This is a genomic window from Microbacterium sp. str. 'China', from assembly GCF_002993305.1.
Taxonomy (GTDB): Bacteria; Actinomycetota; Actinomycetes; order Actinomycetales; family Microbacteriaceae; genus Microbacterium; species Microbacterium paraoxydans.
In genome coordinates, this window is record NZ_CP027434.1 from 1,558,512 (window position 1) to 1,583,933 (window position 25,422).

At 69.7% G+C, this 25,422-nt stretch carries 30 protein-coding genes and 1 tRNA gene; 16 read left to right on the plus strand and 15 right to left on the minus strand.

From position 1 onward, the window contains the following. Nucleotides 1-54: 54 nt before the first annotated feature. Nucleotides 55-408 (minus strand): hypothetical protein, encoded by a 354-nt coding sequence (locus C6C15_RS07410; protein WP_105949714.1) that lies wholly within the window; start codon nt 406-408, stop codon nt 55-57. Nucleotides 409-574: 166 nt separating this feature from the next. Here C6C15_RS07410 and C6C15_RS07415 point away from each other — a divergent pair, with 166 nt between their 5' ends. Further along, nucleotides 575-904 (plus strand): DUF3263 domain-containing protein, encoded by a 330-nt coding sequence (locus tag C6C15_RS07415; RefSeq protein WP_105949715.1) that lies wholly within the window; start codon nt 575-577, stop codon nt 902-904. Nucleotides 905-1,237: 333 nt separating this feature from the next. Here the strand turns inward: C6C15_RS07415 and C6C15_RS07420 are convergent, their stop codons facing one another. Beyond that, nucleotides 1,238-1,582: a hypothetical protein gene (locus C6C15_RS07420; protein WP_105949716.1), complete on the minus strand. Its 345-nt coding sequence runs from the start codon at nt 1,580-1,582 to the stop codon at nt 1,238-1,240. 212 nt (nt 1,583-1,794) lie between these two features. Here C6C15_RS07420 and C6C15_RS07425 point away from each other — a divergent pair, with 212 nt between their 5' ends. Further along, the gene (locus C6C15_RS07425) at nt 1,795-2,022 is read left to right on the plus strand and encodes a DUF2188 domain-containing protein (RefSeq protein ID WP_060920996.1); all 228 of its coding nucleotides are present in this window, start codon (nt 1,795-1,797) and stop codon (nt 2,020-2,022) included. A 57-nt stretch (nt 2,023-2,079) separates the two neighbouring features. Continuing rightward, nucleotides 2,080-2,394, plus strand: a complete 315-nt coding sequence (locus C6C15_RS07430) for a DUF7882 family protein (RefSeq protein WP_025103247.1) — start codon at nt 2,080-2,082, stop codon at nt 2,392-2,394. Nucleotides 2,395-2,450: 56 nt separating this feature from the next. On the opposite strand, the gene C6C15_RS17060 is transcribed toward C6C15_RS07430, so the two are convergent. The 3 genes from C6C15_RS17060 to C6C15_RS07440 all read right to left on the minus strand — a co-directional run bounded on the left by C6C15_RS17060 (nt 2,451) and on the right by C6C15_RS07440 (nt 4,077). Beyond that, entirely contained in the window at nt 2,451-2,627 is a 177-nt protein-coding gene (locus tag C6C15_RS17060) for a hypothetical protein (protein WP_158698530.1), read from the minus strand. An 88-nt stretch (nt 2,628-2,715) separates the two neighbouring features. Continuing rightward, nucleotides 2,716-3,264, minus strand: coding sequence for a hypothetical protein (locus C6C15_RS07435; RefSeq protein ID WP_105949717.1), 549 nt, complete (start codon nt 3,262-3,264; stop codon nt 2,716-2,718). A 15-nt stretch (nt 3,265-3,279) separates the two neighbouring features. Next, complete coding sequence (locus C6C15_RS07440) at nt 3,280-4,077, minus strand: inositol monophosphatase family protein (protein ID WP_060920994.1); 798 nt, start codon at nt 4,075-4,077, stop codon at nt 3,280-3,282. Between the two features lie 155 nt (nt 4,078-4,232). On the opposite strand from C6C15_RS07440, the gene C6C15_RS07445 reads away from it, so the two are divergent. Continuing rightward, a tRNA-Lys gene (locus C6C15_RS07445) sits at nt 4,233-4,305 on the plus strand. Nucleotides 4,306-4,474: 169 nt separating this feature from the next. Here C6C15_RS07445 and C6C15_RS07450 read toward each other — a convergent pair. The 8 genes from C6C15_RS07450 to C6C15_RS07485 form a co-directional block, all read right to left on the minus strand. Then, complete coding sequence (locus tag C6C15_RS07450) at nt 4,475-4,750, minus strand: hypothetical protein (protein WP_060920993.1); 276 nt, start codon at nt 4,748-4,750, stop codon at nt 4,475-4,477. Between the two features lie 29 nt (nt 4,751-4,779). Then, entirely contained in the window at nt 4,780-5,049 is a 270-nt protein-coding gene (locus tag C6C15_RS07455) for a hypothetical protein (RefSeq protein ID WP_144880981.1), read from the minus strand. A gap of 64 nt (nt 5,050-5,113) precedes the next feature. Beyond that, nucleotides 5,114-5,455 carry a DUF7882 family protein gene (locus C6C15_RS07460; RefSeq protein ID WP_060920991.1) on the minus strand — a complete coding sequence of 114 codons (342 nt, stop codon included), beginning with the start codon at nt 5,453-5,455 and terminating at the stop codon, nt 5,114-5,116. A gap of 145 nt (nt 5,456-5,600) precedes the next feature. Beyond that, nucleotides 5,601-6,293 carry an SOS response-associated peptidase gene (locus C6C15_RS07465; protein ID WP_085607360.1) on the minus strand — a complete coding sequence of 231 codons (693 nt, stop codon included), beginning with the start codon at nt 6,291-6,293 and terminating at the stop codon, nt 5,601-5,603. An 82-nt stretch (nt 6,294-6,375) separates the two neighbouring features. After that, entirely contained in the window at nt 6,376-6,858 is a 483-nt protein-coding gene (locus C6C15_RS07470) for a YbaK/EbsC family protein (RefSeq protein ID WP_105949719.1), read from the minus strand. A gap of 22 nt (nt 6,859-6,880) precedes the next feature. Beyond that, nucleotides 6,881-8,119, minus strand: coding sequence for an MFS transporter (locus C6C15_RS07475; RefSeq protein WP_060920988.1), 1,239 nt, complete (start codon nt 8,117-8,119; stop codon nt 6,881-6,883). Further along, nucleotides 8,116-8,553 carry a MarR family winged helix-turn-helix transcriptional regulator gene (locus C6C15_RS07480; RefSeq protein ID WP_060920987.1) on the minus strand — a complete coding sequence of 146 codons (438 nt, stop codon included), beginning with the start codon at nt 8,551-8,553 and terminating at the stop codon, nt 8,116-8,118. The genes C6C15_RS07475 and C6C15_RS07480 overlap by 4 nt, the downstream gene beginning before the upstream one ends. A 35-nt stretch (nt 8,554-8,588) precedes the next feature. After that, on the minus strand, nt 8,589-9,377 hold the full coding sequence (locus tag C6C15_RS07485; protein ID WP_060920986.1) for an IclR family transcriptional regulator: 789 nt from the start codon (nt 9,375-9,377) through the stop codon (nt 8,589-8,591). 103 nt (nt 9,378-9,480) lie between these two features. Here C6C15_RS07485 and C6C15_RS07490 point away from each other — a divergent pair, with 103 nt between their 5' ends. The 3 genes from C6C15_RS07490 to C6C15_RS07500 are packed head-to-tail and all read left to right on the plus strand — an operon-like array spanning nt 9,481 to nt 12,101. After that, complete coding sequence (locus tag C6C15_RS07490) at nt 9,481-10,254, plus strand: CoA transferase subunit A (protein WP_060920985.1); 774 nt, start codon at nt 9,481-9,483, stop codon at nt 10,252-10,254. Nucleotide 10,255: 1 nt separating this feature from the next. Then, the gene (locus C6C15_RS07495) at nt 10,256-10,924 is read left to right on the plus strand and encodes a CoA transferase subunit B (RefSeq protein ID WP_174521412.1); all 669 of its coding nucleotides are present in this window, start codon (nt 10,256-10,258) and stop codon (nt 10,922-10,924) included. Then, nucleotides 10,917-12,101 (plus strand): acetyl-CoA C-acetyltransferase, encoded by a 1,185-nt coding sequence (locus C6C15_RS07500; protein ID WP_105949720.1) that lies wholly within the window; start codon nt 10,917-10,919, stop codon nt 12,099-12,101. The genes C6C15_RS07495 and C6C15_RS07500 overlap by 8 nt, the downstream gene beginning before the upstream one ends. 21 nt (nt 12,102-12,122) lie before the next feature. Here C6C15_RS07500 and C6C15_RS07505 read toward each other — a convergent pair whose 3' ends face one another. After that, nucleotides 12,123-12,422 carry a hypothetical protein gene (locus tag C6C15_RS07505; RefSeq protein WP_025103262.1) on the minus strand — a complete coding sequence of 100 codons (300 nt, stop codon included), beginning with the start codon at nt 12,420-12,422 and terminating at the stop codon, nt 12,123-12,125. 207 nt (nt 12,423-12,629) lie between these two features. On the opposite strand from C6C15_RS07505, the gene C6C15_RS07510 reads away from it, so the two are divergent. From C6C15_RS07510 to C6C15_RS07545, 8 genes are all read left to right on the plus strand, one after another. Next, complete coding sequence (locus C6C15_RS07510; protein ID WP_060920983.1) at nt 12,630-13,886, plus strand: MFS transporter; 1,257 nt, start codon at nt 12,630-12,632, stop codon at nt 13,884-13,886. A gap of 65 nt (nt 13,887-13,951) precedes the next feature. Further along, a complete protein-coding gene (locus C6C15_RS07515) occupies nt 13,952-15,358 on the plus strand; it encodes an alpha,alpha-trehalose-phosphate synthase (UDP-forming) (RefSeq protein WP_060920982.1) in 1,407 nt (468 codons plus the stop codon). 43 nt (nt 15,359-15,401) lie between these two features. Then, nucleotides 15,402-16,199, plus strand: coding sequence for a trehalose-phosphatase (otsB, locus tag C6C15_RS07520; RefSeq protein ID WP_105949721.1), 798 nt, complete (start codon nt 15,402-15,404; stop codon nt 16,197-16,199). A gap of 9 nt (nt 16,200-16,208) precedes the next feature. Further along, on the plus strand, nt 16,209-17,927 hold the full coding sequence (gene ilvD / locus C6C15_RS07525; RefSeq protein WP_060920981.1) for a dihydroxy-acid dehydratase: 1,719 nt from the start codon (nt 16,209-16,211) through the stop codon (nt 17,925-17,927). A 70-nt stretch (nt 17,928-17,997) separates the two neighbouring features. After that, the gene (locus C6C15_RS07530; RefSeq protein ID WP_025103267.1) at nt 17,998-19,797 is read left to right on the plus strand and encodes an acetolactate synthase large subunit; all 1,800 of its coding nucleotides are present in this window, start codon (nt 17,998-18,000) and stop codon (nt 19,795-19,797) included. A gap of 3 nt (nt 19,798-19,800) precedes the next feature. Then, nucleotides 19,801-20,310 (plus strand): acetolactate synthase small subunit, encoded by a 510-nt coding sequence (gene ilvN, locus C6C15_RS07535; protein WP_105949722.1) that lies wholly within the window; start codon nt 19,801-19,803, stop codon nt 20,308-20,310. A gap of 59 nt (nt 20,311-20,369) precedes the next feature. Then, nucleotides 20,370-21,398: a ketol-acid reductoisomerase gene (gene ilvC / locus C6C15_RS07540; RefSeq protein ID WP_060920979.1), complete on the plus strand. Its 1,029-nt coding sequence runs from the start codon at nt 20,370-20,372 to the stop codon at nt 21,396-21,398. Between the two features lie 102 nt (nt 21,399-21,500). Next, on the plus strand, nt 21,501-22,766 hold the full coding sequence (locus C6C15_RS07545; RefSeq protein ID WP_105949723.1) for an alpha-L-fucosidase: 1,266 nt from the start codon (nt 21,501-21,503) through the stop codon (nt 22,764-22,766). 19 nt (nt 22,767-22,785) lie between these two features. On the opposite strand, the gene C6C15_RS07550 is transcribed toward C6C15_RS07545, so the two are convergent. Further along, entirely contained in the window at nt 22,786-23,937 is a 1,152-nt protein-coding gene (locus C6C15_RS07550) for an ROK family transcriptional regulator (RefSeq protein ID WP_105949724.1), read from the minus strand. A 199-nt stretch (nt 23,938-24,136) separates the two neighbouring features. Here C6C15_RS07550 and C6C15_RS07555 point away from each other — a divergent pair, with 199 nt between their 5' ends. Further along, nucleotides 24,137-25,396 carry an ABC transporter substrate-binding protein gene (locus C6C15_RS07555; RefSeq protein WP_060920976.1) on the plus strand — a complete coding sequence of 420 codons (1,260 nt, stop codon included), beginning with the start codon at nt 24,137-24,139 and terminating at the stop codon, nt 25,394-25,396. Nucleotides 25,397-25,422: the final 26 nt, after the last annotated feature.

Genomic DNA, 25,422 nt, shown 5'->3' on the forward strand with positions numbered 1-25,422 from the left:
TACCCATAGGGAGTCCTCGTGAGCGACCGTGGCGCGTGATCGTTATCCGCTCGGTCAGGGCGCGTCGAGGACGGCGGAGTCCGTGGTGATGTAGAGGGGGAGCGCAGCGGCTTGGCCGTGCCCCAGGCGCTCGGGCGTGGACGGGTCTGGGAGTGATCGTCGATGCTGGCCGAGAGCAATCCACGGTTCGAGGTCGGCGAGCTCGCGTAGCGCGGTGCACAGGATCCGCGTGTAGTCGTCCTCGAAGAACCCCACCCACGTGCCGACCGACTGCGCCAGCAGATCTGTGCGGTCACCCGCCGTGGCGCGGAGCTCGTCGATGACCGGCGCGGGGTCTTTCGTATACCGGTTCCTCGAGCAGATGGCGTCGAGGTGGATGCTGAGCAGGGTGTCGCGCGAGAGCCGCATGGTGGCCGGGTGTCCTTTCCCCGGCCGAGAGATCTCGAGTCTAGGTGAGACCGCCGACGGACTGAATGTCGGCGGTCGGGGTGAGGATCGTGATCGTGCATCAGATCATCGACCTGGATCGCGGGGAAGACCGCCATGGGCGTCCGCGCGTGGTGTGGACGTGTGAATGCGGGAGCAAGGGCTCCGGCGCTACGGAGAAGGCCGCCGCGAGCGGTTGGAAGCGGCATGCCCGCGCTGCCGCTCGCAAGGAGTACTACGGGTGAGGCCCGAGGTACTGCTTGCGTTCGAGTCGAGGGGGCCGGGACATTCGTCGGAGAAGGGCGAGCGGATCCGTCGCGAGCTCAGCATGACGCCGGCTCGCTACTATCAGCTGCTCGTCCGTGCGGCGGAGTCGATCGACGGGATCGCGGCGGAGCCGCTCACCGCGCGTCGCGTTCGTGAGCTCGGTGCAGCTCGTGCGGCCGCTCGCGCTCGTCGCACCGGCATGGCTGCGTGACGTGGCCGCGTGCCCACATTCTGCCCACTCCCGCCCCCATCGCACGACGTAAGCGACCATCGCTTACCATCGCTTTCTTCGCGTGATTCCGCGGGTGCCGAACTGTCATGCGGGGCGAGGCATAGTTCGATTCCCCCCAGCTCCACCAGGTCGCTGTCACACAGAATGAGGCCCGCCTCCCTAGTGCTCACTGGGGAGGCGGGCCTTACCTTCCCGCCGTGGACGATCGAGACCGAGAACGGAACCGAGTACGCGCTGTGGTGGGAAGCCCGTCAGGGAAGCAACTGCCAAGACGGTCTGCGTTAGGCTCCGCGGCGCGGTGACCGCGATCCTCTACGCGGTCACCCAGCGGACGCCGTCGGCGTCGGGGGTGAAGCGGCGCCCGGCGTCCGTCTCCAGTTCCTCCATGAGGGGGATGATGACGCTCCACAGCGCCCAGTGCTCCGGAGTGCCTTCACCACCTTGTGCCCTCCCCTCCCACCGGGCGGCTGCCGGAAGCGGAACGCGGAAGCCGAACCGGGTCCCCGTCGAGTCGGTGACCTCCGCGCTCAGCGATCCCGCTCCGGCCGCCAACTGCGTCAGGGTGAAATCCCGGGGGATGATGAGTGTTCCACGCGCACGGTCCCAGGCCTGACGGACAGCCGTCAGGAACGGCCCCGCGATCATATCGGTCGTCATCAGAAGTCTCCTTCCCCGATCGGCGGGACAGCGCCCGCCCATTCGACTCCCTCACCGAGATGATCGCAGGCGGAGGGGCCGGATGTCTGTCCCCTCTTCGGGGGACGCGAACGGATCCCCGGCCGCGTACGACCGATCCGGCGCGCGCGCAAGGGGGTCGGAGACGAGCGGCGTCGCGCGGTACCAAGGGGTTCACGACGAAGGGAGACACCATGCCGAAGGGCGATGTCGACACGTTCCACCAGGAAGGCGGCTGGTTCAATCGCGTCCAGGGCGAGGTGAACACGTTCAGCGGGCCGCATGACACGAAGGACGAGGCGGTCGCCGTCGGGCGGGAGACGGCTCGGGCGCGTCAGGTCGAGCACCTCATCCGACGGGAGGACGGCACGATCGGGGAGCGCAACAGCTATGGCGACGACCCCAGGGACGTCCGCGGCTGAGATGCACGCGGCATGACGGCCCTGGTGGCGGAGTCGGGCGAGGCCTATGATTCGCACATGGGGTTCATCATGTACGACAGCACGAGCCAGCTCCACATCGAGGACCGCGCGCTCGCGCACCTCAAGGTCGTGATCGCGACGAAGCTCCGACGCAACGAGAGCTTCACGGTGTCGTGGACCCACCCCGAGGGCGACGCATACGGACGCTCCACGATCTGGCTGCATCCGTCGATCCCGCTGCGCTTCACGTTCGAAGGGCGGGAGCCGCCCAAGCTGAACCCGAAGTGGATCGACGACCTCATGCAATCGGCGAACTCCACCGGAGGCATCACGCTCGTCGACGAGATCGTCCAGGGCTCGACGACGGAGTGACAGCGCAGAAGCCCCACCTCGTGCGAGGCGGGGCTCCTGTCATCGGGCCAGCGGGCTCAGTGCGAGCGGTCCGGGTCCTCGGCGAGCACGTCGTCGCCGTCGTCATCCGATCCGTCCGTGGGCGGAACGGTGCGCGGCTCGCCCTTGTTGTCCTCGGCGCCGAGGTTGTCGTTCTCCTCGGGGCCGGGGGAGGGCTCGGTGCTGATGTCGTTGCGGTCGCTGTCGTTACCCATGGGCGTTCCTTTCCTCGGATGCCTCCAGCCTCGTCCATCACCGGCCGCAGGCCCAGCCGCTTGACAGCCGACCGGATGGTGTGTGCCGTCAGCGGGGGCCTTCGATGAGGAGGAGTCCTTGCTTCGTGTCGGCGACCTTCACCCAGCCGTCGCCGAAGAGGTAGGTCATGCCGTACCCGTCCTCGTCCGTGCTCATGGCGAACTGCGGGTCCTCGGTGACGTACGTGCCCTGGGCGTCTTCCTCGCTCCGCCACCCCTCCTCCTCGAGGCCCGCCTGTGCGCGCTCCGCCTCCTCGATGGACAGGGGAGACCAGCCGTACATCTGCCCGTGGTCCGAGGGCACGCTGAAGTCCGCCCAGAAGCAGAGGAGTCCCTGTGTCAGCTCGACGCCCCCGACGCGGAACTCGCGCGGCTCTGCCGTCCAGCCGGCGTCGGTGAGGGCCGCGACGGTGCCTTCGGAGATCATCGACTCGCACGTGAGCTCGTCCCCGCCCGGTGTCGCGCTCGCGCCGCCGTCTCCCGTGGGAGCGGCAGAGCCCGGCGCCGACGGATCAGGGGTGCCGCCACCCGTGCATGCGGTGAGGGCGGCTCCCGCGAGCACGAGACCGATCAGGATCGCGAGTCGTCGGGTGGTCATCGTGGCCTCGGAGAGTCAGTCGTGCAGGAGACGGAGGAACTGGTCGTGAAGGGTGCCGTTGGTGGCGAGTGTCGAGCGCGCCGAGATCGTCTCGGAGCCGTCGAATGCCGTCATGCGCCCGCCGGCCTCGTTCACGATCGCCACAGCCGCTGCGATGTCGTACTCTTTCACATCGAACTCCGCGACCGCCTCCAGTCGCCCTTCGGCGAGGAGCATGTAGGCGTAGACGTCGCCGTACGCCCGATCGCGCCAGACGTGCTCGCTCAGGCGCAGCAGGGCATCCAGCTGCCCGGCGTCACGCCACTGCGCGATGCTCTGGAAGCTCACGCTGGCCTCGTCCAGCGAGGAGACGGTCGAGGTGGCGAGACGGCGCTCGGTGCGGTCGCTGAGGGTCCAGGCGCCATGTCCGGCCGCCGCCCACCAGCGTCGACCGAGGGCGGGCATGCTGACCACGCCGACGCGCGGCACGCCGTCGATCGCGAGAGCGATCATCGTGCCCCACAGAGGAACGCCGCGGAGGAAGTTCGCGGTGCCGTCGATCGGGTCGATGATCCACTGCCGGGCGGTGCTGCCCTGAGCGCCGAACTCCTCGCCGAAGATGCCGTCGTCGGGTCGTTCCTCCTCGAGGATCCGGCGGATCGCCCGCTCCGTCGCCAGGTCGGCGTCGGTCACGTGCGAGTGGTCCGCCTTCGTGGAGATCTCCAGGTCGGCGGCGTCGAAACGCGGGAGCGACTGGGCATCCGCGGCGTCGGCGAGGCGAAGGGCGAGCTGGAGATCGGCGCGCAGGTCGGCGGCGTCGGGAGTGGCGGTCACGCTCTCAGGATAGTCGCCGCCCCGACCGCGCCCGCAGAGACCATCGGCCAGGATCAGGGGGCGAAACGCCCGAGCCACGCCCGGGCCGCGCCGGATTTCGTGTCGGCGCCAACCGCTGGTAATGTAATTCCTCGGTCGGGGTTATCCCGGGCCACGCACCTCTAGCTCAATCGGCAGAGCAACTGACTCTTAATCAGTGGGTTCAGGGTTCAAGTCCCTGGGGGTGCACGGAACAAGCCTCAGAGATCTCGCCATCTCCGAGGCTTTTTCTCTGCCCGTTTCGGGGCCGGATCGCTCGGGCCGGGATGGAAACCGTGCCTTTCGCGGCCGGGAGAGGAACCTTTTCGAACCCGCACGGGGCGGGAGGGGGCGGCGGGATCTGGGGGTGGGGCGCGCGTCAGGCGCGGCGGACGGACAGCAGCTGCCAGCCCTCGGGAACCTTCGCCTCGATGCCCGCCATGTCGTCGGCCTCGATCTGCTCGACGCCGTCGACGCGCTGGAACGTTCCCGTCGCCTCCATCTTCGCCTCACCCTTGAGCATGCGCACCGGGGCGGAGGTGAGCGCGTAGCCCGGCTCACGATGAGCATCGAGCTGGGTGTGGACGTCTTCGAGGGATGTCCCGGTGACGTCGACGGTCATGGATCCTCGGGGGCGGATGAGGGCGACGAGCATCCGTCCAGTCTACGAGCGGACCGTGCTGCTCAGAGATCCCAGTCGAGCGTGGAGCGCACGTCGACGGGGGCGTCGTGACCGGCGTCCTCGCGGATCAGGTAGACGACGACACGCGACTGCGCGGTGATGAGCACGCTCGTCAGAGCGTCGCCGGTCGCCAAGTCGATGAACGTCGGTTGCGAGCGCGCCGCCGCTTCGATCCGAGACATGAGGTCCGCGACATCCGTGCTGCGAGGCAGGAGGAAGTCGTGCCCATCGATCTCGATGTGCGTCGTCGTCATTCCCGTCTGGTTCCCCATGCGCTCCACGGTACGAACCTCCTCGGAACCCGACAAGAGGGGTTGAACCCCGTCGAAGAGCGTGTTAGGACCGCGTGAGAGCGCTCTCGCTGCCGTCCGACAGCTGCTGCTCCGCAGGCTCGGGGACGAGGTACAGACCGCTCGGGGCGTTGGCGGTGAATGCGAGGGCCTCGATCCAGGCGCGGTTGACGCTGGGCTGGCGACTGCCGTGGTACTTGTACACGAGCGAGCTGCCGGCATGGATCCAGACCGTCGTCCGGCCGCCGCCCATGCTGACGTCGTCCTTCCACGTGAAGCCGAAGGGCTCGCCACGGCGGAGCTTCGCGGTCATGACCAGCTGGATGTGAGTGAGAGCGCGGTCTTCGATATCGACCTTGACGCTGTTCTCGTAGATGAACTTGCCCATTGCAAGATTCCCTTCTCGCCACGGGAACCTGTGCGAAGAGGCGCGGACGCGATGACCGCTGGTGTGGGGTGTGCTCAGCGTTTCACACTTCTGCCCGTTCTCCTACCCGACCGGGGTGTCGTGCGTCGTCGCGTGTCTCCCTGTTTCAGGCCACCGGATCGAGAAGCGTGGGATCGGACGGGTCGACGGTGCGCGTGTTGCTCACCTTGCGGTCCACGACGTGTCCGCGGAGCGTCGCCGCGACATCGGCGGAGGTGTGATCGAGCATCGCCAGCGTGTCGAGCTTGGTCTGCCCGGTGAGCTTCTCCGGTGTGAGCCACGCGTCCCAGGTGTCGGGAGTCAGGAAGGCGGGCATCCGGTCGTGCACCTCCCCACCGGCGTCGCGTGCCTCCCGCGTGACGACGACGAAGCAGCGCACCTTCTCTCCTTCGTGCTCCATCGACCAGGTGAGGCCGGCGGCGGCGAGCAGGCCGTCACCGTGGAGGAAGTGCGGGGTCTTGTGGCCCTTCTCGCCCGTCCATTCGAAGTACCCGCGCATCGGGACGAGGCACCGCGCGGCGGAGAACGCCGGCGCCCAGAACCCGGCGGCGAGCTTCTCCATCCGGGCGTTGATCAGCGGGGCGCGCTGCGGACGGTTGGGGGGACTCTGCCAGTCCCACCTCACGAGTTCGAGGATGCGGCCCTCGCCGCGGTCCCGGACGATGGGGGCGCTCTCGGTGGGCGCGATCGAGTAGGCGCCGTGCCAGGACTTCCACCAGTCCTCCGGGCGGCCGCCTTCGGCGACGAACTCCCGGATCAGCTCGTCCGTCGCCGCATCGTTCGCGAATCGTCCGCACATGTCGTCGCCTCCGTCTCGCCGGTCGCTCGCGCCGCGGCCCGCATCGCCTCCATCATGGGGCATGGCGCGGACATCCGGGGTGTCAGACCACGTCGATCACGGTGCCGCCGGTCAGATCCGACAGCTGGGCGAAGGTCAGCGGCATGACGGTGTGCGGGTGGCCGGCCGCCGCCCAGACCACGTCGTTTAGCTGCAGGGCACTGTCGATGAAGGTGGGGAGGGGCGTGGGGTGGCCGACGGGCGCCACTCCGCCGATCGCCTGTCCGGTGGCCTCACGGACGACGGCGGGCGGAGCCATGACCACCGCACGCGCCCCGATGCTCCGCGCGAGGACCGCGAGATCCGCGCGGTGCCCGCCGCTGGTCATGACGAGGACGGGACGGCCATCGGCGAGGAAGACGAGGCTGTTGGCGATCGCTGCGACGTCGCAGCCGATGGCGGCGGCGGCCTCCGCGGCGGTGCGGGCGGAGTCGGGAAGGACCCGGATCTCGGTCTCCACGCCGGCGGCGTGGAGGTGTTCCTGCACCCGTCGGCTGCGCTCGGGGAGGGGAGGAGCGTCGGTCATGTCCCCACGGTAGCCGAGCGGGTCAGCCGGCGTCGCCGACGAGGATCGCCGCCGCGTCCTCGGTGGCCACGTCGCCCGGCTCGTCGTCGATGTGCGCGAGGACCTTCCGGCCGAGGAGGATCGTCAGTGCGGCCAGCAGGACCGCGGCGGCGGCGAAGAGATACGGCACGGTCGCGCTGAACAGGTGCCACAGCAGAGCCGCGATCGGCGGGGCCATCGCGCCGCCGAGGAAGCGGACCGCGGAGTAGGCCGAGGACGCCACCGAGCGGGGGAGGTCGGTCGCCTCCATCACGGCTTCGGTCAGCACGGTGTTCATGACGCCGAGGAGCAGGCCGCCCACGATGATGCACACGACGAGAGCGGCAGGTTCGGCGACCACCAGCCCCGCGACGACGAGGTCGACGGCGAGCAGCGGCAGCACGGTGAGGATCACGTGGGTCCTCGGCATCCGGCGCATCAGCACCGGCGCGACCCACACGCTGGTGATCGCGAGGGCGACACCCCAGCCGAAGAACGTCAGGCCGATGCCCATCGCTCCGAAGCCCAGGGGGAAGGGCGAGAACGCGAGCAGCACGAAGAAGCCGATGTTGTAGAACAGGGCGGCCACGGCGAGGATCGCGAGCGCGGGACGGCGCAGAGCCGTGAAAGGGGCGGAGAACTTCACCGGCGTGCGCTTCTCGCCCGGTCCCCGCAGCAGCACGAGCACGGCGATGAAGGCGATGGCCATCAGGGCCACGACGCCGAAGAACGGTCCTCGCCAGCTCTGCTCACCGAGGATGCCGCCGAGCAGGGGACCCACGGCGATGCCGAGGCCGAGCGCCGCCTCGTACAGCACGATGGCCGCGCTGCTGCCGCCGGATGCGGCACCGACGATCGTGGCCAGCGCCGTCGAGATGAACAGCGCGTTGCCCAGCCCCCAGCCGGCACGGAAGCCGATGACCGCGTCGACGCTGCCGCTGATCGCGCAGAGGAAGGCGAACACGACGATCAGGCCGAGACCGACGAGGAGCGTGGCCTTGGCGCCGATCCGGCTGGAGATCCAGCTGGTGACGAGCATCGCGAGGCCGGTGACGAGGAGGTAGCTGGTGAACAGCAGTTCCGTCTCGACCGGCGTGGCCTCGAGCGACTCCGCGATCGCCGGGAGGATGGGGTCGACGAGTCCGATCCCCATGAAGGCGACGACGCACGCGAAGGCGACGGCCCATACCTGGGCGGGCTGCCGCCAGACCGAGGGGGCGGGGGATGCGGGGGCGGTGTTCAACGGATGTCTCCTGTCCGGTCGGCAGAGGTGTGGGCGGCGAGGATCTCGGCCGCACGGGTGAGGGCATGCCAGTCGTCGTCGTCGAGGTCGGCGAACCGCGGTGCGATCGTCTCCCGGAACTCGGAGCGCCAAGCGGCCAGGGCCGCCGTGCCGTCGGGGGTCGCGGCGACGACGGTGGCACGGGAATCGTCGGGATCGGGGGAGCGGCGGATGAGGCCCTCGCGTTCGAGGGCGCCGAGCAGCCGGGTCATGCCGGGCTGTGTCGTGCGGGCTGCCGCGGCGAGCTCGCCGACGCGATGGGGGCCTGACTGGTCGAGCAGGCTGAGCACCCGCCATTGCGCGGCGGGGGCCTCGTTCCCCGCGTCTTGGGCGGCGATGCGACCCAGCGCGTAGCCCGACAGGACGAGCGACGGGATGACCTCGGAGCGATTCATACCAGAAAGTATATACCTTTGGGTATGTATCGAGGTCACCGTCGGGCGTGCGCGATCCTCGCGGAGAGCTGATGCGCGTGCGCGAGGAGGATCCGGCCCAGCTCGGCCTGACGCTCCGGGCCGAAGCGGAACGCGACACCGGTGAGGCTGAGGGCCCACTCCGGGCGTCCGGCGCGGTCGAACACGGCCGCGCCGAGGCCCCAGCTCCCCTCGACGATCAGGCCGGGGTTGACGGCGAACCCGCGCTCCTTCGTCTCGGCGAGGCGCTTCCGCAGCGGGCGCTCGCCATGAGCGCGTCCCCAGTTCTCGACGAGCTCCGGATGGCGCTCCAGGTAGGCATCCACATCGTGGTCGGGGAGGAAGGCGAGGATCGCCAGGCCCGCGCTCGCCACGCCGAGCGGGAAGCGCACTCCCTCGCTCAGCACGAACGAGCGGATGGGGAACGAGCCCTCTTCCCGCAGCAGGCAGACCGTCTCGTCCGCGCGGCGGACGGAGAAGAATGCGCTCTCCTCGGTCTTCACCGCGAGCGACCGCACGATGTCCCGGGCCAGGGCGGTCACGTCGTATCGAGCGGCAGCCACGGACCCCATGAGGAAGAGCTCGGGTCCCGGCATCCAGCGCGTGCTGTCGGCGTCGCGGTCCACGAGTCCCTCCGCGCGGAGGGCACTGAGCAGGCGATGTGTGGTGGGTCGGGAGAGCCCGGCGCGTGCCGCGAGCTCCTGCAGGGTGGCGCCGTCGGTGCCGGCCGCCGTCACCAGGCGCAAAAGCCGAGCCGCCCGCGCGACGGCCTGAGTGCCGGGGACGGCGTTCGTCACAGTGTCCACATCGTGGACGCTAGTGGTGCGGGCGTCCACATCGCAAGAGGGTGCTGGCCGTGGCTCCGCCGGGGCGAGAGGCTGGAGGGGACACGGAACCGAAGGAGCAGACGTGATCGACAAGCAATGGGAGTCCGCGGCCGCCGCGGTCGCCGACATCCCGGACGGCGCCTCGCTCGCGGTCGGAGGCTTCGGGCTCTCCGGGAACCCGATCGCCCTCATCGAAGCGCTCCTCGCCCAGGGCACGACCGACCTGAGCGTCGTCAGCAACAACTGCGGGGTGGACGACTGGGGGCTCGGCATCCTGCTCGCCGCGCAGCGCATCCGGAAGATGACGTCGTCGTACGTGGGGGAGAACAAGGAGTTCGAGCGGCAGTTCCTGTCCGGGGAGCTCGAGCTGGAGCTGACCCCGCAGGGCACGCTCGCCGAGAAGCTGCGGGCGGGAGGATCCGGAATCGCGGCGTTCTTCACCCAGACGGGCGTCGGCACCCAGGTGGCCGAGGGCGGTCTGCCTCGCCGGTACCACGCCGATGGCTCGATCGCGGTGGCCTCGCCGCCCAAGGATGTACGCACGTTCACGGTGCACGGCGAACCGCGCGAGTTCGTGCTGGAGGAGGCGATCACCACCGACTTCGCCCTGGTCCACGCGGTCCGCGGCGACCGGCACGGCAACCTCGTGTTCCGGAAGGCGGCGCGGAACTTCAACCCGCTCGCCGCGATGGCCGGGCGCGTGTGCATCGCGCAGGTGGAGCGGCTCGTCGAACCGGGAGAGCTCGACCCGGACGCGATCCACCTGCCCGGCGTCTTCGTGCACCGGATCGTCGAAGTCGGCGAGGACATCCCCCAGCGCATCGAGCGACGGACCGTCGCCGCGGAAGGAGCCTGACATGGCGCTCACGAGAGACCAGATGGCCGCGCGTGCGGCGGCCGAGCTGCCGGACGGCGCGTATGTGAACCTCGGCATCGGCCTGCCCACCCTCGTGCCGAACCACGTCCCGTCCGACGTGACCGTGGTGCTGCAGTCGGAGAACGGCATCCTCGGGGTCGGGCCCTATCCGCGGGAGGCCGACGTCGACCCGGATCTCATCAACGCGGGGAAGGAGACGGTGACCACGCTGCCCGGGGCGGCGTTCTTCGACTCCGCCCTCAGCTTCGGCATGATCCGCGGCGGGAAGATCGATGCCGCGATCCTCGGGGCGATGCAGGTCTCCGCCTCGGGAGATCTCGCGAACTGGATGATCCCCGGCAAGATGGTCAAGGGCCCCGGGGGCGCGATGGACCTCGTGCACGGCGCCGGACGGGTGATCGTGCTGATGGAGCACGTCGCCAAGGACGGCTCGGCGAAGATCGTCGACGCCTGCACGCTGCCGTTGACCGGACGCGGCGTCGTGGACCGGATCATCACGGACCTCGCGGTGATCGACGTGACGCCGGACGGGCTCGTCCTGGTCGAGCTCGCGCCCGATGTCACGGTGGAGCAGGTGCGGCACGCCACGGAGCCGCCTCTCCGCCTCGCCCCGGAACTGGACAACGGAAGGACCGAGATCAATGAGTGAGAACGATGTCGTCATCGTCGCCGCGGCGCGCACCCCGCAGGGGCGGCTGAAGGGGCAGCTCGCCGCCTTCACCGCGCCGCAGCTGGGGTCGTTCGCGATCCGCGGTGCGCTGGAGCAGGGCGGAGTGGACCCGGCTGACGTCGACGCGGTCATCGTGGGACAGGTGCTGGCCGCGGGGTCTGGTCAGAACGCCGCCCGTCAGGCCGCCATCGGCGCGGGAATCGGCTGGGACGTCCCCGCCCATTCCGTGAACAAGGTCTGCCTGTCCGGGCTCACCGCCGTGATCGACGCGGCGCGCGTGATCCGGACCGGGGACGCCGAGGTCGTCGTCGCCGCCGGCATGGAGTCGATGACCCGTGCACCCCATCTGCTCATGGGATCGCGCGAGGGCTGGACCTACGGCACCGTCGAGGTCCTCGACCACATGGCCTACGACGGGCTGACGGACGCCTACGACCGGGAGAGCATGGGCGCGTCCACGGAACGGCACAACGCGCGCTACGAACTCACCCGGGAGGCCCAGGACCAGGTCGCCGCGCTCTCGCATCAGCGCGCCGCCGCCGCGCAGGAGAGCGGTGTGCTCGACGCGGAGATCGTCGCCGTCGAGGTGCCGCAGCGCCGGGGCGAACCGGTGCGCGTGACCAGGGACGAGGGCGTGCGCCCCGAGACGACGGTGGAGACCCTCGCGGGACTGCGAGCCGCCTTCGCCGAGGGTGGCTCGATCACGGCGGGTAACTCGTCCCAGATCTCGGACGGCGCCTCCGCCGTGGTCGTCACGACGCGGGCGACCGCCGAGGCCAAGGGCTGGGCGGTGCTCGTGACCGTCGGCGCGAGCGGCCAGACCGCCGGCCCTGACAACTCGCTCCAGGCGCAGCCGGCGCGAGCGATCGAGCAGGCGTGCCGGAAACAGGGCATCACCCCGCAGGACCTCGACCTCGTGGAGATCAACGAGGCGTTCGGGGCCGTCGTGGCCCGCTCGCAGACCGAGCTCGGGCTGGACGGTGAGATCGTCAACGTGCACGGCGGCGGCATCGCGATCGGTCATCCGATCGGTGCCTCCGGCAACCGTCTCGTGGTGCACGTCGCGCACGAGCTGGCCCGCCGGGGAGGCGGAACCGCGGCGGTCGGCCTGTGCGGCGGCGGCGGTCAGGGCGAGGCGCTCATCCTCACGCGCTGACGCGGGAGGCGCGGGGGTGCGTCAGGACCGCTTGTCCTGGGCGTGCCCCTGCGCGTCGGCGAGGGCCTTCTGCGAACGGAACTGCAGACGCTGCGCCTTCTTGGACTTCTTCACCGACTGCGGGGAGTCCGCGTCCACCGGCACGCCGTGGCGTTCGCGGCGCATGTCGACGACCGCGCCGACCGCGAGCGCCATCGTGATGCCCCAGCTCACCCACGACAGGAGCGAGCGCCAGGTGATGGGTTCGTTGCGGGTGCCGCGCAGCAGCGAGATCCCAGCCGAGATCGCGGCGACGAGTCCGGTGCTGAAGAGGTAGCGCATGCCCCTACGGTACCCGCAGCCGGGGTGCGCGGGCCGGAGCCTTGACAAGCCGGGGGAGAGGCTGGCAGGGCGCCCGCCCAGGGGCACCGGATATCATGGAAGGGTCGCGGTTCGCCCGCGGCCGCAGAAACCGTGTATCTACCGGCCGTCGGCGTCTCCGGCGGACAGCGGCGGCACCCGACATCGCGTCGTCGACGCGCGAGAGCCATGACACACGCCAGCACCACGCCCGATACCGCCGAGCCGAGCCTCTTCCGCCTCGCCGGCCTGCCCTACTTCCTGATCGCGTTCATCGCGCGTCTGCCCTTCGCCATGATGGTGGTCGGTGTGCTGACCGTCGTCGTATCGGCGCGGGAATCCCTGTCCCTCGGCGGGCTCACGTCCGCTGCGGTCGGTCTCGGCACCGCCTGCTTCGGTCCGCTCCTGGGCGCCGCCGCCGACCGCTTCGGCCAGCGCACGGTCCTCCTCGCGCTCGCCGTGGGCAACGCGGCGATGCTCCTGCTCTTCACCGCGGTGGTCTATGGTCCGGCCGCCGACGGCTTCGTGCTTCTCACCGCGATCGGCATCGGCGCGACGGCCCCGCAGGTGGCGCCGCTCTCGCGCTCCCGTCTGGTCACGATCATCGGCGAGCGGATGCCGGCGGAGCGCCGCGCCCGCACGGTCTCCGGCACGATGGCGTACGAGTCGGCCGCCGACGAGACCGTCTTCGTGTTCGGTCCTTTCCTCGTGGGTGTCCTCGCCTCGGCACTCGCGCCCTGGGCGCCGCTGGTCGGCGCCGCCGTGCTGACCCTGGTGTTCGTCGGGGCCTTCGCGCTGCACCCGAGCGGACGGCATGTGTCGCAGGACCGCACCGAGGACGGCCGGGCGCCGTCCGCCGTGTCCGAGCTGTTCCGGCCGCAGCTCCTCATCGTCGTCCTCGGCATCCTGGGAGTCGGCATCTTCTTCGGGACCATGCTCACCTCGCTCACGTCGTTCATGGCCGACCTCGGTGCCCCGGAGCAGGCGGGCCTGCTGTACGGCGTGATGGGCGTCGGCTCCGCGCTGCTGGCCCTGGGTGTCGCGTGGCTCCCCGCGCGGTTCTCGCTCCGGGCGCGATGGCTCGTGTTCTCCGGAGTCCTCCTCGCCGGCTCGCTGCTGCTCGGCATCGTCGACTCGCCGGCGGGGATGATGCTCGCCCTGGCCATCATGGGCATCGGCATCGGTCCGACCCTCGTCACCCAGTACAGCTTCGGAGCGGCGCGGAGCCCCCGTGGCCGGTCGGCGACGGTGATGACGATGCTCGGCTCGGGGGTGATCGTCGGCCAGTCGATCGGCGCCGCGGTGGCGGGGGAGATCGCGGAGAGCCTCGGCACGTCGGCCGCCCTCGTGCTTCCGATGATCGCGGCCGGCATCGCGTTCGCGGCGGGTCTCGCCAACTGGGCCCTCAGCGGTCTGCACCGCGGAACGTCCGCTGTCAAGGCCTGAGCGCGGACCAGCGGTCGGCGCTCATCCTCGGTAGGTTGGAAGCTCCTGGACCGAGGAGTGCCCCTGTGACCGCTGCTGATTTCGTCGTCGTCGCCAACCGCCTCCCGGTGGACCGGGTCGTGGGGCCGGACGGCGAGGAGACCTGGCGGACGTCGCCCGGCGGACTCGTCGCCGCCCTCGAGCCGATGATGCGCCGCGTGCACGGCGCCTGGGTCGGCTGGCCCGGTCAGCCGGACGTGGAGCTCGAGGCCTTCGATGCCGATGGGATCCATCTCATCCCGGTGACGCTGAGCTCCGAGGAGGTCGCGGACTATTACGAGGGCTTCGCCAACGACACGATCTGGCCGCTCTACCACGACGTCATCGCCCCGCCGCAGTACCACCGTGAGTGGTGGGAGGCGTATGTGCGGGTCAATCGCCGGTTCGCCGAGGCTGCCGCGGCCGCCGCCGCTGAGGACGGGACCGTCTGGGTCCACGACTACCAGCTCCAGCTCGTGCCCCAGATGGTCCGCGAGCTGCGCCCCGATGTCACGATCGGCTACTTCCACCACATCCCGTTCCCCGCGCACGGCCTCTACGCTCAGCTTCCCTGGCGCGACCAGGTCCTCCGCGGACTGCTCGGCGCCGACGTCATCGGTTTCCAGCGGGCGCAGGACGCGACCTACTTCCTCACCGCGGTGCGGCGCCGGCTGCGCTACGAGGTGAAGGGGCCGAACATCACGGTCCCGGAGCAGGGCGGGTCGCGGACGGCGATCGCCAAGGCGTTCCCGATCTCCATCGACACCGCCCCGTACCTCGAACTCGCCGCGCGGGAGGACGTCCGGGCGCGGGCCGCGGAGATCCGCGCGAGCCTCGGCAACCCCAAGCGCATCCTCCTCGGCGTCGACCGCCTGGACTACACCAAGGGCATCGGGCACCGGATCAAGGCCTACGGCGAGCTCCTCGAAGACGGCCGCCTCGATGTGGAGGACGTCACCCTCATCCAGGTGGCGAGCCCGAGCCGGGAGCGGGTGGACGCCTATGCGCACCTCCGGGACGAGATCGAGCTCGCGGTGGCCCGCATCAACGGCGACCACGACACGGTCGGCCACTCCGCCATCCGCTACCTGCATCAGGGATACCCGCGCGAGGAGATGGTCGCCCTGTACCTCGCGGCGGACGTCATGCTCGTGACGGCGCTGCGCGACGGCATGAACCTCGTCGCGAAGGAGTACATCGCCACGCGGACGGACAACCGCGGCGTGCTGGTGCTCAGCGAGTTCACCGGCGCGGCGGACGAGCTCCGTCAGGCCGTGCGCGTCAACCCGCACGACATCGCCGGGCTCAAGGACGCGATCATGGAGGCCGTGGAGATGTCGCCCGCCGAGCAGGGACGCCGCATGCGGTCCCTGCGCCGACGGGTGCTCGACAACGACGTGAACGCCTGGTCGTCGTCCTTCCTCGAGGCCCTCGCGGACGTCCGCAGCCGCTGACCGCCCTTCCTGCACCCCCTTCTTCCTCTCGATCGGAGACACCGTGACGCGCCCCTGGATCCCCGGAACCGCCGACGCCGACCTCACCGCCCTCGCGACGACGCCGCGCCTGGTGGTCGCCCTCGACTTCGACGGCACCGCGTCCCCGCTCGTCGTGGATCCCATGGCCGCGCGGGCGCTTCCCGAGGTGGCCGTGCAGATGAATCGCCTCGCTGCGATGCCCGACACCGTGGTCGCCTACGTCTCCGGGCGCAGCATGCACGACCTCCGCGAGATCACCGAGCACACCGACGACTCCGTCGTCGTCCTCGCCGGCTCCCACGGCGCGCAGTACTGGTTCCCCGGCGAGGGGGCCGCCGACGCGCCGGGCGATGCGACCGAGACCGGGGCGCGGGAGGAGCTGTGGGCTGCCGCGCAACCGATCATCGACCGTTACGAGGGGGCGGAACTGGAGCCCAAGACCTTCGGCATGGGCGTGCACACTCGCCGCGCGGACCGGGACACCGAGGAGAAGGTCTTCGCCGAGATCGATGCCCTCGTCGCCGAGCGCTTCCCGCAGTGGCGGCGGCGTGCCGGCCACCGGGTGCTGGAGTTCTCGTCGCGGAACGAGGGGAAGGACGCCGCGATGATCGCCCTCCGTGAGCGCTTCGACGCGACGGGCATCCTCTTCGCCGGCGACGACGTGACCGACGAGGATGCGATGCGCGCGCTGCAGGAGGGCGACCTCGGCGTGCGCGTCGGGCCGGGGGAGAGCGCCGCGACCCTCCGTGTGGACTCTCCACAACAGATCGCCGCGCTTCTGGAGACGCTCGCGAACGAGAGGGCCGTCGCGCAGGAATAGACTCTCGTCATGTCCTCGCATGATCCCTCCGCCAGCGCGCCCATCGACATCAAGCCCCGCAGTCGCGTCGTCACCGACGGCATCGAGGCCACGACCTCCCGCGGCATGCTCCGCGCCGTCGGCATGGGGGATGCCGACTGGGACAAGCCGCAGATCGGCATCGCGTCGAGCTGGAACGAGATCACGCCCTGCAACCTGAGCCTCGACCGGCTCGCGCAGGGCGCGAAGGAGGGCGTGCACTCCGGCGGCGGGTACCCGCTGCAGTTCGGAACCATCTCCGTCTCGGACGGCATCTCGATGGGCCACGAGGGGATGCACTTCTCGCTCGTCTCCCGCGAGGTCATCGCCGACTCGGTCGAGACCGTGATGATGGCCGAGCGCCTCGACGGCTCCGTCCTGCTCGCGGGCTGCGACAAGTCGATCCCCGGCATGCTCATGGCCAGCGCGCGCCTCGACCTGTCGAGCGTCTTCCTCTACGCCGGGTCGATCGCGCCGGGCTGGGTCAAGCTCTCCGACGGCACCGAGAAGGACGTCACGATCATCGACTCGTTCGAGGCGGTCGGTGCCTGCCGTGCCGGCCTCATGAGCGAGGAGGACCTCAAGCGCATCGAGTGCGCCATCGCTCCCGGTGAGGGCGCGTGCGGCGGCATGTACACGGCCAACACCATGGCCTCCGTCGCCGAGGCGCTCGGGCTCAGCCTCCCGGGCTCCGCCGCGCCGCCCGCCGCCGACCGCCGACGCGACTACTTCGCGCACCGCTCGGGCGAGGCGGTCGTGAACCTGCTCCGCCAGGGGATCACGACGCGCGACATCCTCACCAAGGAGGCGTTCGAGAACGCGATCGCCCTCGCGATGGCCCTCGGCGGCTCGACCAACGTCGTCCTCCACCTGCTCGCGATCGCCCGCGAGGCCGAGGTCGAGCTGAGCCTGCACGACTTCAACCGCATCGGCGACAAGGTCCCGCACGTGGCCGACATGAAGCCGTTCGGCAAGTACGTCATGAACGACGTCGACCGGCACGGCGGCATCCCCGTGATCATGAAGGCCATGCTCGACGAAGGGTTGCTGCACGGCGACGCGCTCACGGTCACCGGCAAGACGCTCGCCGAGAACCTCGCCGAGCTCGACCCGCAGCCGATCGACGGCGAGGTCATCCACACGTTCGACAACCCGATCCACGCCACCGGCGGCCTGACGATCCTGCACGGATCGCTCGCGCCGGAGGGTGCCGTGGTCAAGACCGCCGGCTTCGACGCTGCCGTCTTCGAGGGCCCCGCGCGGGTGTTCGAGCGGGAGCGCGCCGCCATGGACGCGGTCGCCGAGGGCAGCATCGAGCCGGGGACGGTCATCGTCATCCGGTACGAGGGCCCCAAGGGCGGACCGGGCATGCGCGAGATGCTCGCCATCACCGCGGCCATCAAGGGCGCGGGGCTCGGAAAAGATGTACTACTCTTGACGGACGGACGATTCTCAGGCGGCACAACCGGCCTGTGCATCGGCCACATAGCACCCGAAGCGGTGGACGCAGGTCCTATCGCCTTCGTGCGCGATGGTGATCTGATACGGGTCGATATCGCAGCTCGCTCTCTCGATCTACTCGTCGACGAGGCAGAGCTCGCCTCCCGCCGCTCTGGCTGGGAGCCGCTTCCCCCGCGCTACACCCGAGGCGTTCTTGCCAAGTACTCGCGCCTCGTGCGGTCCGCCGCCGAGGGAGCGACGACCGGCTGATCCATCGACCGGCTCAGCAACCGCTCGATCGGAGCGCCGGTGTCCCGCACAGTTCATCAGAAGGAAAGTCATGACTGCTGACTCCGTCTCGGCCGTGCCGAGGCCGCCCGCCCGTCCATCCGCTCCGGAGATCACCGGTGCGGAGGCCGTCGTCCGCTCGCTCGAGCTTCTCGGCGTCACGGACGTCTTCGGCCTTCCCGGCGGCGCGATCCTCCCGGTCTACGACCCGCTCATGGACGCCTCGCAGCTGCGCCACATCCTCGTGCGGCACGAGCAGGGCGCGGGTCACGCGGCCGAGGGCTACGCGTCCGCATCCGGCAAGGTCGGCGTGTGCATCGCCACCTCCGGTCCCGGAGCGACCAACCTCGTCACGGCGATCGCCGACGCCTACATGGACTCGGTGCCGCTGCTCGCGATCACAGGCCAGGTGTTCTCGACGCTGATGGGGACGGACGCGTTCCAGGAGGCCGACATCGTGGGGATCACGATGCCGATCACCAAGCACTCGTTCCTGGTGAAGGACGCCGCCGACATCCCCGGTGCCATCGCCGCGGCCTACGAGATCGCCGGCACCGGTCGTCCCGGTCCCGTGCTCGTGGACATCACCAAGGATGCGCAGCAGGCGACGGCCCCGTTCGTGTGGCCGCCGAAGATCGACCTCCCCGGGTACCGACCGGTGACCAAGGCGCACGGCAAGCAGATCCAGGCGGCAGCCGCCCTCCTCGCCGAGGCGAAGAAGCCGGTGCTGTACGTGGGTGGAGGCGTCGTCCGCGGCCGTGCCGCGGCCGAGCTGCTCGAGCTCGCCGAGTCGACCGGCGCGCCCGTCGTCACCACGCTGATGGCGCGCGGCGCGTTCCCCGACTCGCACCCGCAGCACCTGGGCATGCCGGGCATGCACGGCACGGTTCCCGCCGTGCTCGCGCTGCAGGAGGCCGATCTCCTCGTCTCGCTCGGCGCCCGGTTCGACGATCGCGTCACGGGCAAGGCCGCGCTGTTCGCGCCGCACGCGAAGGTCGTGCACGTCGACATCGATCCGGCGGAGATCTCCAAGATCCGCACGGCCGACGTGCCGATCGTGGGCGATGTGCGCGACGTGCTCACCGATCTCGATGCCGCCTTCCGCGGAGCGACGGCCGACGCGAAGCCCGACATCGAGGAGTGGTGGTCGTACCTCGACGGACTCCGCAACGAGTTCCCCCTCGGGTACGCGCCGACGACCGACGGCCTGCTCGCCCCGCAGTACGTGATCCAGCGCATCGGAGAGCTCACCGGTCCGGAGGGCATCTTCGCCTCCGGTGTGGGGCAGCACCAGATGTGGGCTGCGCAGTTCATCAAGTACGAGCGCCCGAACGCCTGGCTGAACTCCGGCGGCGCGGGCACGATGGGCTACTCGGTGCCGGCGGCCATGGGCGCCAAGGTCGCGGAGCCGGAACGCCAGGTCTGGGCGATCGACGGCGACGGCTGCTTCCAGATGACCAATCAGGAGCTCGCCACCTGCGCGATCAACAACATCCCGATCAAGGTCGCGATCATCAACAACTCGTCTCTGGGCATGGTCCGGCAGTGGCAGACGCTCTTCTACGACGGCCGTCATTCCAACACCGACCTGAACACCGGGCACGGCACGATCCGCATCCCCGACTTCGTGAAGCTCGCGGAGGCGTACGGCTGCCTCGCGATCCGCGTGGAGAAGGAGGAGGAGGTCGACGCCGCCATCCAGCTCGCGCTGGAGACGAACGACCGCCCCGTGGTGATCGACTTCGTCGTGAGCGCCGACTCCATGGTGTGGCCGATGGTGCCGCAGGGGGTCAGCAACAGCTATGTCCAGTACGCGCGCGACCACGCGCCCGCGTTCGACGAGGAGGACTGAGCCATGTCGACCCACGTCCTGAGCCTGCTGGTGGAGAACACCCCCGGCCTTCTGACCCGCGTCGCCGGCCTGTTCGCGCGCCGGGGCTTCAACATCGACTCCCTCGCCGTCGGCGTGACCGAGGTGCCGGGGATCTCCCGCATCACGGTCGTCGTCGACGTGGAGGAGCTGCCGCTCGAGCAGGTGACCAAGCAGCTCAACAAGCTGATCAACGTCATCAAGATCGTCGAGCTCGACCCGGCGGCGTCCGTGCAGCGCGAGCACATGCTCGTGAAGGTGCGCACCGACAACGCCAGCCGTTCGAACGTGATCGAGGTCGTCAACCTCTTCCGCGCCTCGGTCGTCGACTACGCCGCCGACGCCCTCGTCATCGAGGTCACCGGAGACAAGGGCAAGGTCGAGGCGCTGCTGCGCGCTCTGGAGCCCTTCGGCATCAAGGAGATCGCCCAGTCCGGCCTCCTCGCGATCGGCCGCGGCGGCAAGAGCATCACCGAGCGCGTCCTGCGCGGCTGACCCTTCGACAGACTCAGGGACCGCGCGTCCCGCACAACCACAACCAAGGAGAGAAACCAGTGAGCACCGAGATCTTCTACGACGACGACGCCGACCTGTCCCTGATCCAGGGCAAGAAGGTCGCCATCGTCGGCTACGGCTCGCAGGGCCACGCCCACGCCCAGAACCTGCGCGACTCGGGTGTCGAGGTCGCGATCGCCCTCAAGGAGGGCTCGAAGTCCGCCGCGAAGGCCGAGGAGGCCGGCTTCCCCGTGAAGACCGTCGCCGAGGCGACCGAGTGGGCCGACGTCATCATGATCCTCGCGCCGGACCAGCACCAGCGCACGATCTACAGCGAGTCCATCGCCCCGAACCTGACGGCGGGCAAGACCCTGGCCTTCGCGCACGGCTTCAACATCCGCTTCGGCTACATCGACGCTCCCGAGGGTGTCGACGTGATCCTCGTCGCGCCGAAGGCTCCCGGTCACACCGTGCGTCGCGAGTTCGTCGCCGGCCGCGGCATTCCGGACATCATCGCCGTCGAGCGCGACGCGTCCGGTCACGCCTGGGACCTCGCGCTCTCGTACGCGAAGGCGATCGGCGGCACCCGCGCCGGCGTCATCAAGACGACCTTCACCGAGGAGACCGAGACCGACCTGTTCGGCGAGCAGGCCGTGCTCTGCGGTGGCATGAGCCACCTGGTGCAGGCGGGCTTCGAGACCCTCGTCGAGGCAGGCTACCAGCCGCAGATCGCCTACTTCGAGGTCCTGCACGAGCTCAAGCTCATCGTCGACCTCATGTGGGAGGGCGGCATCGCCAAGCAGCGCTGGTCGATCTCCGACACCGCCGAGTTCGGCGACTACGTTTCCGGTCCGCGCGTGATCGACGAGCGCGTCAAGGAGAGCATGAAGGGCGTCCTGTCCGACATCCAGTCCGGCGCGTTCGCGAAGCGCTTCATCGAGGACCAGGACAACGGGGCCGAGGAGTTCCTCGCCCTCCGCGCCAAGGAGGAGCAGCACCCGATCGAGGCGACCGGCAAGGAGCTGCGTTCGCTCTTCGCCTGGAAGCAGCAGGACGAGGACTACGTCGACGGCAGCGCCGCGCGCTGATTCGACTCGCGAACGAACGGGCGTCCCCTCGGGGGCGCCCGTTCGGCGTTCCGCACAGCATTCACGGGCGCAGACATCGGATGTCTGTGCCAGGATGGACGCATGCGACAGGAATGGTTTGATGACGCCCGCTTCGGCATGTTCGTCCACTTCGGCCTCTACAGCGGAGCCGCGCGGCACGAGTGGGTGCAGAACTACGAACGCCTCACCGACGAGGAGTACCGCCCCTATTTCGACAACTTCGATCCCGACCTCTTCGATGCCGCGGCCCTGGCGAAGACCGCCAAGGAGACGGGGATGGGCTACGTCGTGCTCACGACCAAGCACCATGACGGCTTCTGCCTCTGGGACTCGAAGCTGACCGACTTCACCTCCGTCACGGCGGTCGGACGGGACCTCGTCCGCGAGTACGTCGACGCCCTCCGTGCCGAAGGGATCCGCGTCGGCCTCTACCACTCGGTCATCGACTGGCATCACCCCGACTTCACGGTGGACTGGAACCACCCCCGACGCGACGACGAGAACGCGCACGCCCTGAACGAGGGGCGCGACATGGCCCGCTACCGGGAGTACCTGCACGGTCAGGTCCGCGAGCTGCTCACCGGGTACGGCGACATCGACTACCTGTTCTTCGACTTCACCTACCCGGAGTCCAAGGACGGCTGGGAGGGGAAGGGGCCGCAGGACTGGGACGCCGAGGCGCTGCTCGCGCTGTGCCGTGAGCTGCAGCCGGAGATGCTCGTCAACGACCGGCTCGGCATCCCCGCGGACTTCGTGACGCCAGAGCAGTACCAGCCGACGGCTCCGATCGTCCGCGACGGCGTGCCCCTCGTGTGGGAGGCGTGCCAGACGCTCAACGGCTCCTGGGGCTATCACCGGGACAACACCGACCAGAAGTCGCCGGTGCTGCTCGTGCAGATGCTCGTCGACTCGGTGTCGATGGGCGGCAACATGCTGCTCAACATCGGTCCGGACGGCCGGGGGGCGATCGCCCCCCGGGACGCGGCGACCCTCGCCGAGATCGGCGAGTGGATGCGGCTCCACGACCGCGCCGTGATCGGGGCCGGTCATGCGCCGTTCACGCCGCCCCGAGAGGGCGTGTACACGCTCCGCGGCGACCGGCTCTACCTGAGCCTGTTCAGTTGGCCGCTGGGCTTCGTGCATCTGCCGGGACTCGCGAGCAGGGTCTCGTATGCGCGCCTGCTGAACGATGGGTCCTGGCTGCGCACGAGCATCAGCGATCCGGACCAGCAGGCCGACCTGATGACGCCGGCAGGCGAGGCCGAGGGGACGCTCACGGTGCATCTCCCGGTACGGCGTCCCGACGTGCTGATGCCGGTCATCGAGCTGCGCCTGACAGGGGAGTGAGGCCGTCGGTGGCGGCGGCTCAGGCCGTCGCCACCGGGATCTCCATGCCCTCCAGCGCGAGCCGTGCGGCGCCGTGCAGGATCGCGTCCGCGCCGGTGGCCGCGGCCTCGATCCGCAGGCGCTGGGTCGCGAGCGGGTGGCAGGCCTCGTAGACCCGGCTGCGCACCGCGGCGATGAACGGCTCGGAGGCGCTCATGCTCCCGGTGAGGAAGAGGGCGTGCGGGTTGAAGAAGTTCACGACCCCGGAGAGCGCCTGACCCAGGTGGGTCCCGGCGGTGCGGACGAGCGTCGTCGCCAGCGGGTCCGCGTCCCGTGCCAGTGTCAGCACGTCGGCCGTGGTGCGGACGTCGGTGTTGCCGCGCTCGCGCATCTGGCGGACGAGGCTCGCGCCGCTGGCCACGGTCTCCAGGCAGCCGGTGTTGCCGCAGGAGCAGGGGATGTCCCCGCTGCCGTCGATGCGCGTGTGCGTGATGTCGCCGGCCGCAGCGGTGGCCCCGCGGTGGATGTGGCCGTCCACGATGATCCCGCTGCCGATCGCGGTGCCCGCCTTGACGGTGATGCTGTGCCGGGTGTGCCCGAGCTGGCGACGGTGCTCGCCGAGGGCGGCGAGATTGGCGTCGTTGTCGACGACGACGGGGACGCCGTGGCGCTCCGCGAGGTGCTCGCCGACGCGGAATCCGGGCCACCCCGGCATCCGCGAGGGCTGATCCACGGAGCCGGTCGCGACGTCGACGGGGCCGGGCAGGCTCACGCCGATCGCGTGGACCCGCGTCTCGGCGAGCAGGCGCTCGAACACCTCCGACACTCTCTCCAGCGTGGCCCCAGGGCCGTCCGCGACGTCGATCGCGATGGTCTCCGAGTGGAGCAGGCCGCCGCTGAGGTCGTGCCGCCCGATGCGGGCATGGCGCCCGCCGAGATCGGCGGACAGCACGATGCCGTCGCCGGCGATCCGGAGCACGCGCGGCCGTCGTCCCCCGCGGGAGGTGCCGGCCCCTGCCTCCTCCAGCACGCCGGCATCGAGAAGCGCCTGTACGCGCAGGCCGACGGTGGAGGCGGCCACGCCGAGGGCGGAGGCGAGCTCCGAGCGGGAGCGGGCCTGCCCGCGCGCGACGAAGTCGAGGATGCGCCGTGTGTGCGGATCGTCGACGGGGGTGTCGGCGGGGTTCGTCATGGAGGCCCTTCGTCTCGGAGCATCGTCAGCGTAGCGGGGGTGTCGCATGTTTCGGGGGAGTGACGAATTATCACCACCCTATAAACATCGGATGTTCAGCTTGCGGCACCTTGCGAACTATGACAGCGTAACTTCATACGAAATCCTAATTGGTTAGTTCGAGTCTCGAAATAACCGTTCCCTTCTCAGGAGGCATTCAATGAAGAAGTTGCGTGTGGGGGCTGTCGCCGCTGTCGCGGGCGTGGCCGTGGCGATGACCGGCTGTGCGAGCAGCGGGGGATCCGGAGGCTCGGCCGACGGCGACACCATCGTCGTGGACATGTGGGCCGGCAGCGAGTCGGACGTCGATGCGCTGGAGGCGCAGATCGAGTTCGCGCAGAAGCAGAACCCGGACATCAAGATCAAGCTGCAGACGTCGCCGTGGAGTGACTTCTTCACCAAGCTCACGACCAACATGGCCAGCGGCAACATGGCGTGCATCACCGGCATGAGCGGCGCGCAGCTCGGCGGCTACACGGCCGGCTTCCGCGAGCTCAGCGACGAGGATCTCAAGACCGCGGGCATCGACTGGTCGGAGTTCAACCCGAGCGCCGACGGCATCCTCAGCTTCGAGGGCAAGGTCTACGGCGTGCCGTTCGACGTCGCCACGATGCTCGTCTACTACAACCAGGACATGCTCAGCGCCGCCGGTGCCGCCACGCCGGAGATCGGCTGGACGTTCGACGACTTCGACACGATCGCCGCCGACGCCACGAAGGACGGCAAGTACGGCTTCGGCATGGGCATGGGCGGCTACCAGTGGATGTCGATGCCGATCGCGTACTCCGCCACGCAGCCCGCCTCCGAGGACGGCACGCTGCACATCGACGACGAGGACTTCGTCGACGCCGCGTCCTGGTACGCCGGCCTGGTCACGGAGAAGAAGGTCGCGGCTCCGGTCGCCTCCGCCTCCGACACCGGCTGGGGCGAGAACCAGTACACGGGTGGCAACGCGGCCATGGCCGTCGACGGCACCTGGAACGCCGTCAGCTACCTCAACAACGAGTCCGGCTTCGCCGCCGGCATGGTGCCGCTGCCCGCGGGTGTGGACGGCAACCCCGGTCCCATCCTCGGCTCCGGCTACGGCATCGCCGAGAACTGCAAGAACCCGGAGGCCGCGCTGAAGGTTCTCGGCTCCCTCGTCGGCGAGGACGCGCAGGACTACATCGCGTCGTCCGGCCGCTCCTACCCGGCCCGCATCTCGTCGCAGCCGCTGTACTTCGAGTCGATCGACGAGCAGTACCGCGACCAGGTCCAGTCGGTGTTCGAGGCCGCGTTCGGTGACACGGTGCCGCTGTACATGACCAAGAACTGGCAGAAGCTCGACAGCTACATCCAGCCCAACCTCGTCAGCGTCTACAACGGCCAGATGACGATGGAGGAGCTGCTGTCGAACGCCCAGGCGCAGTTCGGCGAGTGAGCCGGATCCGGCTCGCACAGCAGTAA